General features: G+C 69.6%; 11 protein-coding genes and 1 pseudogene. 3 read left to right on the plus strand and 9 right to left on the minus strand.

Features of this window, described 5'->3' with window-relative positions:
• Positions 1 to 127 (minus strand): annotated as a pseudogene (locus D7V88_RS44745) (AtpZ/AtpI family protein); the annotation flags it as partial.
• Positions 128 to 504: 377 nt separating this feature from the next.
• On the opposite strand from D7V88_RS44745, the gene D7V88_RS31360 reads away from it, so the two are divergent.
• Entirely contained in the window at positions 505 to 1,050 is a 546-nt protein-coding gene (locus D7V88_RS31360) for a YbhB/YbcL family Raf kinase inhibitor-like protein (RefSeq protein WP_120544297.1), read from the plus strand.
• Positions 1,051 to 1,066: 16 nt separating this feature from the next.
• Here D7V88_RS31360 and D7V88_RS31365 read toward each other — a convergent pair whose 3' ends face one another.
• From D7V88_RS31365 to D7V88_RS31395, 7 genes are all read right to left on the minus strand, one after another.
• On the minus strand, positions 1,067 to 1,666 hold the full coding sequence (locus D7V88_RS31365; RefSeq protein WP_120544298.1) for a hypothetical protein: 600 nt from the start codon (positions 1,664 to 1,666) through the stop codon (positions 1,067 to 1,069).
• Between the two features lie 12 nt (positions 1,667 to 1,678).
• Positions 1,679 to 2,509: an MbnB/TglH/ChrH family RiPP precursor modification enzyme gene (locus D7V88_RS31370; RefSeq protein ID WP_120544299.1), complete on the minus strand. Its 831-nt coding sequence runs from the start codon at positions 2,507 to 2,509 to the stop codon at positions 1,679 to 1,681.
• 16 nt (positions 2,510 to 2,525) lie between these two features.
• On the minus strand, positions 2,526 to 3,368 hold the full coding sequence (locus D7V88_RS31375; protein WP_120544300.1) for a class I SAM-dependent methyltransferase: 843 nt from the start codon (positions 3,366 to 3,368) through the stop codon (positions 2,526 to 2,528).
• 15 nt (positions 3,369 to 3,383) lie between these two features.
• Positions 3,384 to 5,513: a carbohydrate binding family 9 domain-containing protein gene (locus D7V88_RS31380; RefSeq protein ID WP_120544301.1), complete on the minus strand. Its 2,130-nt coding sequence runs from the start codon at positions 5,511 to 5,513 to the stop codon at positions 3,384 to 3,386.
• Entirely contained in the window at positions 5,510 to 6,823 is a 1,314-nt protein-coding gene (locus tag D7V88_RS31385; protein WP_120544302.1) for an MFS transporter, read from the minus strand. The genes D7V88_RS31380 and D7V88_RS31385 overlap by 4 nt, the downstream gene beginning before the upstream one ends.
• On the minus strand, positions 6,820 to 7,443 hold the full coding sequence (locus tag D7V88_RS31390; RefSeq protein WP_120544303.1) for a hypothetical protein: 624 nt from the start codon (positions 7,441 to 7,443) through the stop codon (positions 6,820 to 6,822). The genes D7V88_RS31385 and D7V88_RS31390 overlap by 4 nt, the downstream gene beginning before the upstream one ends.
• Before the next feature lie 767 nt (positions 7,444 to 8,210).
• Positions 8,211 to 8,486 (minus strand): PqqD family protein, encoded by a 276-nt coding sequence (locus tag D7V88_RS31395; RefSeq protein ID WP_120544304.1) that lies wholly within the window; start codon positions 8,484 to 8,486, stop codon positions 8,211 to 8,213.
• Between the two features lie 312 nt (positions 8,487 to 8,798).
• Here D7V88_RS31395 and D7V88_RS31400 point away from each other — a divergent pair, with 312 nt between their 5' ends.
• Both D7V88_RS31400 and D7V88_RS31405 read left to right on the plus strand, forming a co-directional pair.
• The gene (locus D7V88_RS31400) at positions 8,799 to 11,465 is read left to right on the plus strand and encodes an ATP-binding protein (RefSeq protein WP_120544305.1); all 2,667 of its coding nucleotides are present in this window, start codon (positions 8,799 to 8,801) and stop codon (positions 11,463 to 11,465) included.
• 136 nt (positions 11,466 to 11,601) lie between these two features.
• Positions 11,602 to 12,456: an outer membrane protein gene (locus D7V88_RS31405; RefSeq protein WP_244238493.1), complete on the plus strand. Its 855-nt coding sequence runs from the start codon at positions 11,602 to 11,604 to the stop codon at positions 12,454 to 12,456.
• Positions 12,457 to 12,468: 12 nt separating this feature from the next.
• Here D7V88_RS31405 and D7V88_RS43245 read toward each other — a convergent pair.
• Positions 12,469 to 13,025, minus strand: a 557-nt coding sequence (locus tag D7V88_RS43245) for a hypothetical protein (protein ID WP_158625201.1), incomplete at its 5' end; no start/stop codon positions are given.

Below are 13,025 nucleotides of genomic sequence, written 5' to 3' on the forward strand. Positions count from 1 at the left end.
CCACCGCCCCGCCCACCAGCTTCCAGACCGCGGAGATGTACGGCTCCGCCGCCCGCATCTGCCGGGCCGTCTCGCCCAGCTCACTGCCCGGCGCGTCCGCCTGCTTCCGTGGCTCCTGGTCTGCCATGCGGACGCCTCACCAAACCCCGGGAAAGTCTTGGGTTTCTCTCTCGCCAACCCCGACCCCACCCATACCCGCGCGGGCGCCGCTTAGCACCGAATGCGCGGCGCGTGCAACCGCTACGGGGACCCGGGAGCTGGTGCCGGCAGCAGGGATTGCGGCACCCGCAAGCGCAGCTACCACGGCCTGGGGAGAAAGGGGGGTTTCTCCCCGGGAACCCCGCCGGAAGCGGCGAGCGGGCCGGGGAGCGTCCGGTGGATCAGCAACGGTCCTCCCCCAAGGGGTGACGGCCGTCCGGGCGGACCGCCCGCCGCCTCTACGCACCCGGGGTGGGCGTCGCCAGCTTGCCCAAGGACGCGTTGGACGCCTTTGAGGAGTGACCCATGCCGAAGCCGCTCGAGCTCACCTCGCCGCAGTTCAAGGACGGGATGCCCATCCCCATCGCCTACACCGGCGAAGGCGAGGACAAGGCGCCCCCCCTGCACTGGGAGAACCTTCCCCCGGGGGCCAAGAGCCTGGCGCTCATCGTGGAGGACCCGGACGCACCGGACCCGGCCCACCCCCAGCGCACCTTCTGCCACTGGGTCCTCTACAACCTGCCCGTCAACGCCCAGAGCCTCCCGGACGGGGCCACCCTGGACGTGCTGCCGGACGGGGTGAAGTTGGGGCTCAACGATTTCCACCGGCAGGACTACGGCGGCCCCATGCCGCCCATCGGCAGCCACCGGTACTACTTCCGGCTGTACGCCCTGGACACGGTGCTGCCGGACCTGGGCCGGCCCTCCCGCGCGGAGCTGCGCGAGGCCATGGACGGCCACATCCTGGGCGAGGCCCAGCTCATGGGCACCTACGAGAAGGCGCACCACCGGGAGAAGGGTGTGGCCACCGAAAAGCCATCCACCCGCCGCAACGGCAGCCGCAACCACTGAATGAAGCGCCGCCTCCTCAGGTGGCGGGCAGCTCGCGCAGCATCACCGCGGGCAGGCCCGGCACCTTGAGGTACTCCACGCGCGTGGGGCGGGCCTCCACCGGAGGCCAGCCCGGCGCGTCCAGCGCGGCGAGCAGCCCCATCACCGGGAAGTCGAAGGACTCCACGTGGGGCCCCACCGGGGGCATGGGCAACAGGCCCCACGCGAACGCGATGCGCAGCCGTTCGCAGCGGGCCAGTTGGGGGACGTAGGCCGGCAGGCGTTGGACCGCGGGAAGGTCCGACTCCAGGAAGCGGCACCAGACGATGGCCTCCTCGCGGTTGAGGACCTCCGGCGATACGTCCCGGAGGAACTCCCTGCGAAGCAGCGCCAGGTCCGGCCGCTTTGTCTCATCCACCCAGGGGAGCTGTTCGCGCACGCGCTCGGTGCGGTGGTAGTCCATCATCCGTCCAGCGCGGTCCACCACCGTCCGGTCCACGCGGCCGAGCGCCTCACGCTCCCCCGGCGTCAGCGCCAGCGGTGCCAGGGATTGGGAAGCGTCCCGCGTCCACGCCTCGCGAAAGCGCGGATCCACGTGCAGCCGCGCCAGGACTTCCAGCGTCTCCGGATACCCCATGGTCGTGTCCCCTCAGGCCGCGCTCGCGCCGCAGCGCTGGAGGATGGCGCGCGCCCGCGCGAGCTCCTCCACCAGCCGAGCGAAGGGCGGAAAGTCGCTGTCCATCTCGAAGTTCACGCCCCGCACCGGACAGCGTGGCGCCACGTATTCCAACATCCGCCACACCTCGTCCGGCGACGGCGCGGAATGGCTGTCCAATCGCAGTCCTTCCATCGTCACGCCGCCCGCCAGGTGGATCTGCACCACCCGGTCCAGCGGCAGCCGGTCCAGGAAGGCATACGGATCGAACCCGTGGTTGGCGGCGTTGCAATACACGTTGTGCAGATCCAGCAGCAGCCCGCAGTCCGCGCCCTCCACCACGCGGCGCAGGAAGTCCGCCTCGTCCAACGTGTTGAGCGGCGTGTGGAAGAGGTACGCGATGTTCTCCACCACGAAGGGCACGCCCAGGTCCGCCTGGGCCGCTCGCACGTTGCGCACGCAGGTGGCCACCGCTTCGTCCGTCAGCGGCACCGGCGTGAGCGCGCGCAGGGGCAGGTCCCCCACGCGCGTGAAACACAGATGGTCACCGTGCCAGACGCTCTTCGTGCGCTGCGTGATGCGCCGCAAGCCCTCGCGGTAGCCGGGCGCGTCCGCGCCGTCCGAGCCCACCGACAGCTCCAGGCTGTGGCCCACCAGCGGATAGCGCTTCGCGAGCAGGTCCAGCCGCCGCTCCGAATCCGGCGTGAGCGGCAGGAACTGCTCGGGCGTCACCTCCAGCCAGTCCACGCCGGGGTTGCCCCGCGCCAGATGCGGATTGAGGTCCCAGCGGTAGCTGAGTCCCACGCCAAGGAAGGGAAGGCCCACGGTGCGCTCCTTGCCCTCAGGCCCGCCGCCGGGCCATCACCTGGAAGTGCTGGCCCAGCACGGCGAAGCCCTCGTGCGCCAGCTTCTCCTGCAACGCCAATATCTCCTCGCGCGCGGACCAGGCGTCCCACGGCTTCTCCGACCCGCCCCCACGCGAAGCGGCCATGGCGTTGAGCATGTCGAAGAACATCACCGGCTTGCCGAAGATCTCCAGCAGCTCCGCGCCCGCGTCCGCCACCGTCTGCTCCAGTTCGCGCACCGTGAACGCATGCACCGGCAGGCCGTAGGGGCACGTCGTCCGGCCGTCCAGGAGCGTGCGGAATGCCTCCTCGGGCCGGCCCAGCTTCAGGGCGCCGGAGAACGCCTCGTAGCGGTTGTCCACGCCCAGCACCACCGGCGCGCCCGGCTTCGCCACGCGCACCAGCTCCTTCACCGCGTTCGGGTACGCGTCCAGGCAATAGGACACCGGGTCGCCTTCACAGAACACCAGGTCGAACGCCGCATCCGGCAATGCCAGCTTCGCCACGTCGCCTTCCATGAAGGCCACGCGGTCCAGCAGGCCCTTCGCGGTGAACTGCGCGCGGGCCCCGTCCAGCATGCCCGGGGAGATGTCCAACACGGTGACGTGGTGGCCGGCTTCCGCGAAGCGGGTGCCGAACTTGCCCCCGCCGCCGCCCGCGTCCAGCACGCGCCAGGACGTGCCGTCCTTGGGCAGCAATGCCTCCACTGGCTTCCAGGTGAGGTGTTCGTAGGTGAGCCAGAACAGCTTGATGGCCATCGCGTTGGGGCCGCCCTGGTCGTACTTCGGGGACACCTCGTCGTAGCGGCGCTTGAGGCTGGCGGCGTCGGCGGTGCTCATGGGTGTGCTTTCTTTTCAGTAGTTGAAGGAGATCTTCGACATGATCCGCCGCTCCTGGGAGCCGCCGAAGGGTTGATCCGTGTAGACAAGGAAGATGTCGCTCCACTGGCGGTAATGCCAACCCACCATCGCGTCCACGAACGTGCCCTTCACGGAGTTGTAGTCCGCCAGTTCGTAGACCACGCCCTTCTGCAACGTCAGACGCGCGTAGAGGTCCGGGCTGAAGTGGTAGCGAAGCTGCGCGTAGCCGGAGAAGCTGTAGCCATCACCGGAGGTGCCGTAGAGGTCGCTGTTCTCCGGCACGTCGAAGTTGCGCGTGTAGAAGCCGCTGAACTTGGCGACGATGTGCCGCCCCACCTTCATGTTGACCGCGCCGTTGAGGCCGCGAATCTGTCCGCCCAGGAACCGGCCGCCAATGGCGGTCAGCGTGTAGTTCTGCCAGTCGTGGGGGAACAGGATGAAGCCGAACGTGCCGAAGCGGTCTCTAAACCCCAGGTTGTCGTCATAGACGCCGTCGAAGGTGAGCGCGAAGTCGTGGTGCAGGTACGGCTGGACGTTGAGCCGCTGGCGCCAGCGCGTGCGCTGGTGTTCGTGATTGCGGCGCCACAGCGTGTCCCACGTCACGTCCAGCCGGGGCAGGAAGCGCCACTTGGGAAACGGGTTCAGGAACAGGCGCGAGTTGTAGCCCTGCTTGTCCACGACGGGCGTCCAGCCCAGCGGGTTCGCGTAGTTCTTCCCGATGTCCTCGAACTGCAACCAGAACTCCGACAGCGTGTCGAAGCGGTGCAGGCCCACGTGGTACGCGTCCGAGTCCTCGTTGCCCAGCGGGCTCCAGCTCTTGAGCGCCTGCGCCTGGATGAAGAACTCCTCGAAGAGGTGGAAGTTGCCGTCCAAGCCCACCGTCTGGAAGTCCGAGTCCCCGAAGATGCCACCCCGGCCGCTGCGGTTGAGCGCCACGAGTGAAATCATCGACCGCTTGCCAATGTCATGCTGGAGGCGCACCACGCCGGAGTTGACGTTCTCGTAGACCTCCCGGCCGTTCGCGTCCTTGCCGGTGAGGTCGCGGTGCTGGATGTCCATCAGCGCGAAGTTCGTGTCGCCCACCTTGCCGGTGAGCTGCAACCCGCCCCACACCCGGTCATGCGGCCGGAGCGCGATGCGGCGCGAAGAGAAGATGTTGATGGGCGCGATGAAGAGGTGCTCGCTCTCCAGGAAGAACTGGCGGCGCTCCGGCAGCAGCGGCTGGTCGGTGTCCAGCAGCAGGAAGTCCTGGTCCGCTTCGGAGTCGCTGAAGTCCGGGTTGGCCGTCATCTTCATGGACAGCCAGGGCGTCGGGTCGAAGCGCGCGTCCGCGCCCACGTTGGGCCGGAACATGCCGCGGTTGTCGGTGGACTTGAGCGCCAGCGTGGTGGCCACGTATGGGGTGACGCTGAAGACGGAGCGCGGGTTGATGTCCTTGAGCCCGTCCAGGTGCGGGTAGCGGCTCACCTTCGCGCTGTTCACGCCATCCGGCGTCCAGTTGCTCCACTCCTGGTTGCGCGACTGCTCGCGGTCCAGGAGCATGCCGAAGGACAGCTCCCCCTTCTTCTCGAACTGGAAGTTCGCGAACGGGATGCGCACCTCCGAAACCCAGCCGTCCTTCACCAGCGTGGACTTCGTCTCCCATTCTCCGCGCCAGTTGGTGGAGAACGCCTCGCCGTCATCCACGATGCGCCCGTCGGTGCGCACGCCCAGCGGGTTGGTCCAGAAGAAGTACGCGTTGCGGTGGTCCAGGTACGTGTCCAGGATGATGGTGATGTTGTCTTCCTGGTGGAGGAACCCCTCGTTCTGCATCGTGTAGCCGGTGATGCGCTCCGGCTTCGAATCCAGACAGTGGAAGAGGAAGTACAGGTTGTCGCTGTCGTAGAGGATGCGGACCTTGGTGTCGTCCGGCGCGGGACGGCCGTAGTCCACGCGCGTGAGGAACCAGCCGCCAATCTCCGGCGCGGTCTGCCAGGCCGGCTCATCCCCCTTGCCGTCGATGGTGATGGCATCCTTCGTCGGTGTCGCCGTGACCTTGTAGGTCGAATCGGCGAACCCCAGGGCGGGCACCAGCGCGACGCACAGCGCGGTGCCCCAGCGACACAGCTTTCGAAAGGGGCTCATCCGGGCTCCGAGTGGGGGGTAAGGGCGGCCACCGGGGCCGCGTCAGGGGGAAGTTCGGCGGACTCGCGAACCCTCGACACACAGCCGAGGGCCAGCACGAGCGCCGCCGAGGAGAGAAGGAACGTGAAGCCGATGCCGGCCTTCTGCGCGACGAAGCCGTAGGTGATGGGCGCGAGCACGCCCGCCAGCGCCGCGCTGGAGCCCAGCGCACCCATGAAGCGGCCGCGCTCCGCGGGCGACGGCACCTGCTCCACCACCAGCGCGGACGCGGAGCCGCGGTGCAGGCCATCCGGCACCGCGAGCAGCACCCACGCCACCACCAACGCGCCCAGCGCGTAACCGTGCGGCAACCACCCGGAGGCGCCGAGCAGCGCCGCCATCACCGCCATGCCCAGAAGGCCCAACGTGATGAGGCCCACGCGCCGGGGCAGCCGGTCCGACAGCCGTCCGCCAAACGGCTGCACGAAGGCGAAGACGAGCCAGGACGCCGCCACCAGCGGCCCCACCAGCTCCCCGGGCGCGCCCAGCTCCACCGCGTACAGCGGCAGGTACGTGGGAAACAGCGCCAGCGCGAAGGTGAAGAAGAACTGCCAGAGGAACAGGCCCGCGAGGCGCGGGTGGTCTTTGACATACGTGAAGGGAGACATCAGTCCCTGGAGCGCCAGCGCCCAGCCCGTCCGCACCCCGCCCGCCCCGGCCTCCGCGCGGGGAGGCGACCGCGAATCGTCCAGCGACAGCAGCATCAGGCTGCCCACCAGGAACAGGGCGCCCGCGAGGAAGAAGGTGCCGCTCACCGACAGCGTGCGGATGACCGCGGAGGAGGCGAACAGCGCCGCCACGAACACCAGGTTCGAGGTGGCATCCAGCATCGCGAAGATGGTGGCGCGCTGCTTCGTGGGCGCGAAGTCCGCCACCATCGCGTTGGACACGGGCGCCGCGCTGCGCGCCAGGAGCATCTTCAGGATCATCACCGCCGCCAGCGGCGTCGGGTCATCCACCAGCGCCACCGCCGGCACCATCAGCGACGTGAGCAGCGACAGGCCCACCACGAAGGGCTTGCGGCCATGGAGGTCCGACAAGGCCCCCAGCACCGGCTGCACGAAGATGGGCAGCAGCGAGCCCACCGTGTAGAGCAGGCCAATCTGCTGGAAGTCCAGCCCGCGCGAGCGCAGGTACAGCGGCATCACCGGGTTGAGCAGGCCCGCGGCCACCATGCCCACCAGCCCCGAGCCGAGCATCACCCGCAGGTTGCCCAGCCCCTTCGTCAACCCATACATCTCCCGGATGGCATGCACGCCCTGGCGGATCATGGAACCTCCGGCTTCGTCACATCCCCAGCGCCCGCGCGCGGCTCCAACCCCAGCACCGCCGACACCGCCCGCGTGAGCGTGGGCACCGGCCGCACGTCCAACGCCGTCAGGGTTTGCGCATCGAAACCACTGCCCTCCGGCACGTACACGGCCACCCTCCCCGCCTCTGGAAACACCTGCCGCGCATAGGACTGGGCCACGCCCAGCTTTCCCTGGAGGAATTCGCGCGGCGCGGGCGCGAGCCGCTCACCGTGCTCCTCCAGCGCCACCCCCGTGCCCAGGAAGGGCGACGGCAGAGGGCGGCCGCTCAGGAGCGCCACCCAGGCGACGAACAACGGCAACGACGCACTCCGGCCATCCAGCGTCACGTTCCGGCCGCGAGCACAGACGTGCAGGTCGGTCTCATCCCACGGCAGCGCGTAGTGCGCCCTTCCCAGCGCCGCGAGGTGCTGAGCGTGCCGCTGCCAGACCGGTGTGAAGACATGGCCTTTGGACACATTCACCCAGACGCGCCCCTGTCCGGGACTCACGCGGAGCTCCACGGGCACGACGCGAAAGAGCGCGCATCCGCCGACATCCGCCTGGGTGAAGAGCAACAACTGGAGCGAATCTGGCGACATGGGCGGGTGTCAGCGATTGAAAAGACAACCGGGTGGAGGCGTACGGCCTCCACCCGGCCGCGTTGGCTCTACGCCGCCTGCTGGACGGCGCCCGTCTCACGGGAAGTGTCCCCGCAACACATGCACCTGTCGGACGAAGCGATACAGCGAACGGATTCGGCCTTGGGACGCATGGTGTTTCTCCAGACGACGGGTGGAGGGCAGGCGGGAGGGTCAACTACTCCGCGCGGATGACGACGCTCATGCCGTTGGAGCAGGTGCACTTGTCGGACGACGCGGTGACGCGAACGATCTGGGCCTGGGTGTACATGTGGTGTTTCTCCTGGTTTGGGTTGGGTACGGCGGGAAGAACAGACGGGAAGAACTACTCCGCCACGTTCTTCGTGAGGACCACCATGCCGTTGGAGCAGGTGCACTTGTCGGACGACGCGGTGACGCGAACGATCTGGGCCTGGGTGTACATGTGGTGTTTCTCCTGGTTTGGATTTGCCGCGGAACAACCACTGCCGTGAAGCGCCGTGAAGCATGAACAGGGGGTCTGACATTCCCTGTTGTCCTCACCGCGTCTCACCCCTTCGTGAAACACAGGTTTCACGGAGGGATTCGCGGGCGTCCCGACGTCGGGGCGCACACGAAACCTGGAGCCAGGGCATGGCTTCGCCCAACCCCTCCCCAGGAGGGGGCTCCTCGAACGTGCGGGTGCATCAGCGCCGCGAGGAAAAAGCCTCTCGGCGACCCGGAAGATGGGGGGTCAATGTTTCAATTCTTCAGACGGCGGTGGGCTCGCAGAGCCCCAGCTCCTGGAACTGCGCGACGGTGCGCTGGACGTCCGCACGGATGTCCTGCTCCTGGTTCGCCGCGTCCAGGCCCCGGACAAGGGCTTGCACCGCGCCGTCGAGCGACGTGCCGCTCTGGCACAGCTCGAAGATGCGGGCGGCCGTCTCGTTCACGCGGAAGACCTCTCCGCCCTCGGTGTCCATCAGGAAGAAGGCTCCGTCCTGCTGCTGGACGATGACGCCGGAAGTCGTGCGGGGCAGGCTCAAGACAGTTCCCCTGGATGACCGCGAAGCCTCGAGCGCTCTCCGGAAAAGCCCTGGAGACAGACTCAAGCCGCGTATTGATGATTCATGGTTCTAAGGACCTTCATTCCTGCTGTCAATGACACACGGCCTCTGGGTTTGGCGGCTCCGGGGTGGGAATGTGACGTCTGGCGTATGGGAAGAATGGGGGTTGCCGTGCCGCGTCGTGCGCGAGGTGTGCGCTGGTGGGCGGTGCGACGCAGGGGAGGCTTCTCCCGGAGTCCCGACAGTGCCAACGTGGTGCGCGTGAGAGGCACTGAGCGGACGAACCGTCGGGTGGGGACGGTCACGGAAGAGCAGGAGGCGGAGTACCGCCTCCTCGGCGACATGCCCCTGGGCGTGTTCGTGCTCCGGGACAGCGTGCTCGTGTACGCGAACGCCGCGCTGGCGCGGCTCGTGGGCGCGACGCGGGAGGAGCTGGTGGGCCAGCCGGTGACGGCGCTGCTGGAGGAGCCCCAGGCGGACGCCCCGGTGGACCGGCTGGCGCGGCGGCTGGGGACGGCGCCGGTGGCGGGCACCTACGAGGCCTGGCTGCGCAGCGCGAGCGGCGGGATGCGTGTGGAATTGACGGTGCATCCGCATGCCAGGGATTGGGTGGTGCAGGCGCGCGACGTGACGTCCCGGGTGCGACGTCGCACGGTGCTGCGAAAGCTGGCGGAGCTGGGCGGACACGTCCGCGCGCTGCATTCCGAGGAAGCGGTGCGCGAGGAGGTCTTCCGCGGGCTGGAGGCGCTGGAGCTGGGCTTCGCGTGGTTGACGCCCCGGGGCGTGGGGGTGGAGCTGTCGATGGCGGGGCTGTCGCCCCGGCTGGTGCCGCACGCGCCCGCGCTGGGCGGACGGGTGCCGGTGGAGGCGATGGGCGGCTGGGCCCCGGCGCTGGTGCGCACCTGGCGCGACGGCAACGCGTGGGTGGAGGACCTGGGCGTGGAGGTGTCGCGGTTCGTGCCGGAGTCGCGCATGGACACGGTGCTGGCGGTGTTCCAGCGCGTGGAGCCGCACCGCGCGGTGGGGGTGCGCATCGACGTGGAGACCGCGCCCCTGGCCATGCTGGTGCTGGCGGCGGACTGGCTGGCCGAGGAGGACGTGGCCGCCGTCCGACTGTTCGGGCAGCAGGTGTCGTCCGCGCTGGACGCGGCGCGCACCATCCAGCGGCTGAGCGTGCGCGCCACGGCGCTCGCCGCGCTGGGGCGGCTGGCGTCCCAGGCGGCGTCCGCGCCGCACCCGCGCGCCTTCTTCGGTTCGGGCACGGAGGAGATCGCCGGCCTGCTGGCCTGCGACGCGGTGTGCCTGCTGCTGCCGGCGGACACGCGCCACGAACCGGGCGAACCGCTGGAGCTGGTGTACGCGCGCGGCCTGTCCGAGGACGCGGTGGCCCGGGTGCGCCGCGCGCGCATGGGGTCGCTGCCCCGGCCGAGCGGGATGATGGACGCGGTGCAGGTGCTGGACGCGGAGGGCTGTCCCGCGCCCACGCGCGACGCGCTCCGGGCCCTGGCCTTCCAGACGCTGGTGTCGGTGCCGCTGCGGGTGCGCTCGCGCGGCGTGGGCACGTTGAGCGTGCTGTTCCACGCGCGGCGGCGGCTCACCCCGCTGGAGCTGGAGACGCTCCAGTCCATGGGCACGCACTTCGCGGCGGCCATCGAATCCCACCGGCTGCTGGACGAGGTGCGCGGCCGGGCGGAGGACCTGGCGCTGATGCACGAGGTGGGCAAGGCGCTGGCGGCCACGCTGGAATTGGACCGGCTGCTGGCCACGGGCGTCACCAGCCTGGCGCGCATCGTGGACGTGCCGGACGCGTACGTGCTGCTGCCGGACGCGAAGGGGCAGCGGCTGTCCATCCGCGCGGCGACGGGCGGACACCCGGAGCTGGTGGGCCGGGACCTGCCGTTGGACCTGTCGCCGCATTCGCTGGCGGGGGAGGTGTTCCGCACGCGCCAGCCGCTCCGGGTGGAGGACGCGCGCGTGGATGTCTGGATGAACGACGAGCTGCGCCGGGCCACGGACGGTGTGGCGTACATGGTGCTGCCGCTCGCCGTGCACGCGCAGATGGTGGGCGTGGCGGTGATGGTGGAGACGCGACGGCCCCGTCGCTTCACGCCCGCGGAGCTGGAGCGGGCGGATGCCATCGCCAACCAGTTGTCGCTGGCGCTGGAGGGCGCTCGGCTGGTGGAGGATTTGAAGAAGAGCTACGAGGAATTGAGGCGCGCGCAGGAGCAGTTGGTGCACCGCGAGCGGCTGGCCGCGCTGGGTGAGCTGTCCGCGGTGATGGCCCACGAGGTGCGAAACCCGCTGGGCGCCATCTTCAATTCGGTGGCCACCATCCGCCGCATCATCGGACCGGAGAGTCCGGCGACGCCGCTGGTGGACATCGTGGGCGAGGAGGCGGACCGGCTCAACCGCATCGTCGCGGACCTGCTCACCTTCGCGCGGCCTCCGTCGCCGCACCTGTATCCGGTGTCGGTGACACAGTTGCTGGAGGAGTCGGTGGGCGGGGCGCTGTCGGACGCGGGCAGCCATGGCCAGCCTCCGCCGCCCGTGCGCGTGGAGTGGGTGATGGAGGAGGACGTGCCGTCGGTGACGGTGGACGAGCGGCTCATCCGTCAGGCCTTCCTCAACCTGGCCCTCAACGCGGTGCAGGCCATGCCCCAGGGCGGCACGTTGCGGGTGGTGGCCCGGAAGGCGTGGGTGGAGCGGCCCGGCGTGCAGGTGGAGATCATCGACACCGGGCCGGGCATCCCGCTGGAGCTGCGCACGCGCATCTTCGAGCCCTTCTTCACCACCAAGGCCCAGGGCACCGGGCTGGGGCTCGCCGTCGTGAAGCGCATCGTCGATTCACACATGGGCGCGATGGGGCTGGACGTGCCCGACACCGGCGGCGCCGTCTTCTGGATCTTCCTCCCCCTGGAGCCGCCCACGCTCCATGCCCTGCCACTGACCGGCGGCTGACACGTCCGTGCGCGCGCAGTGAACAGTCGCCCCCACGGGCGCCCTTTCTCCGTGCGCGGCGCGTCTCCTGCCGGCAAGCAGGCAGCACTTCTCCAGGAGACAGGTGATGCACCGGGGTCATGTCGTGGCAGGGATCGTGTCGTGCGTCCTCGGATTCGCGGGCGGGGCCCACGCGGAGGCGGCGCCCGTCGATGTTCCGGTGTCGACGCGCAAGGAGGAACCTCGCGTGGAGTGGCGCGCGGTGGCGGAGCTGGGCTTCCTGGACGTGCTGGCACACAGCCTGCGCCAGGGCAGCGACGGCACCCTCTTCCGGTTCCCGGAGGACGGCGGGCAGGACAACCTCTACACCTTCGTGCGCCTGAGCGCGGAGCTGTCCCTGCGGGGGCGGCACACGCTGGTGTTCCTGGTGCAGCCGTTGGACATCCAGACGCAGGTGGTGCTGCGACGGGACGTCACGCTGGACGGGCTCACCTTCCCGGAGAACACGCCGCTGGACGTGCGCTACGCGTTCCCCTTCTACCGGGCCAGCTACCTCTATGACCTGCTGGGCGGCGCGGAGCGCGAGCTGTCCGTGGGAGCGTCCCTCCAGCTTCGCAACGCGACGTTCGTCTTCACGTCGGCGGACGGGACGCTGCGGCGGGCCAACCGGGACGTGGGGCCGGTGCCGCTGCTCAAGGTGCGCGCGCGGTGGGCGCTCAGCGAGAACTGGTGGGTGGGGCTGGAGGCGGATGGCAGCTATGCGCCGGTGGCGCTCATCAACGGCGATGATGATTCCGACACCGTGGGGGCGCTGCTGGACGCGAGCCTGCGCGGCGGCGTGCGCGTCACCGACCAGGTGGAGGTGTTCCTCAACCTGCGCTACCTGGGCGGCGGCGCGCGCGGCACGTCGGACGACAACGGGGAGGAGTTCGGCGACGGCTTCACGAGCAACTGGCTCAGCACCGGCACCGTGTCACTGGGCGTGCAGTACCGGCTTCCGAGCGCGGACTGAAAGCGGGGCGGCTCACTCCGCGCCGGAGGAGCCCATGAAGAGCCACATGACGCCGAAGCCCACGAGGAGCGCCACGGCCACCACCGCCGCGAGCATGGCCCAGAAGCGGTAGCGCGAAGGCAGGGGCCACCTGAGGCCGGCGGGCAGCTTGAACTGGACGACCTTGGCCGGCTTCTTCCCGCCCTTGCGTTTGGCTTCCGCCTGCGCGCGCTCGCGCTCCTTCAGCTCCTCCGCGATCTTCAGCGCCTTGGAGATGTCCATGTCCACGCCGACGAGCGTTTCGCGCGTCTTGGTGCGCACCGGAATCGGGCGGGTCTCGTTGGGCCGCTCGTCCACGATGGGGGCCGCCTTGCGCGGGGCCTCCTTGGGCGGGACGTAGGGCGTCGACTTCTCGGAGAGGTAGGCGGGCATGTTGCCCGTCGTGCGCGACAGGGCACCGAAGATCTTCGCGGCCTCCAGCGCTTCGGTGGCTTCGCCCGCGCCGCCGGGGGTCCAGGGCACCGGAATCTCATCCTGGGACAGGGGCCGGGTGGCGTCCGGGAAGTCCTCCGCGACGGGCGGGGCAGAGC

The sequence above is a fragment of the Corallococcus terminator genome (genome assembly GCF_003611635.1).
Taxonomy (GTDB): Bacteria; Myxococcota; Myxococcia; order Myxococcales; family Myxococcaceae; genus Corallococcus; species Corallococcus terminator.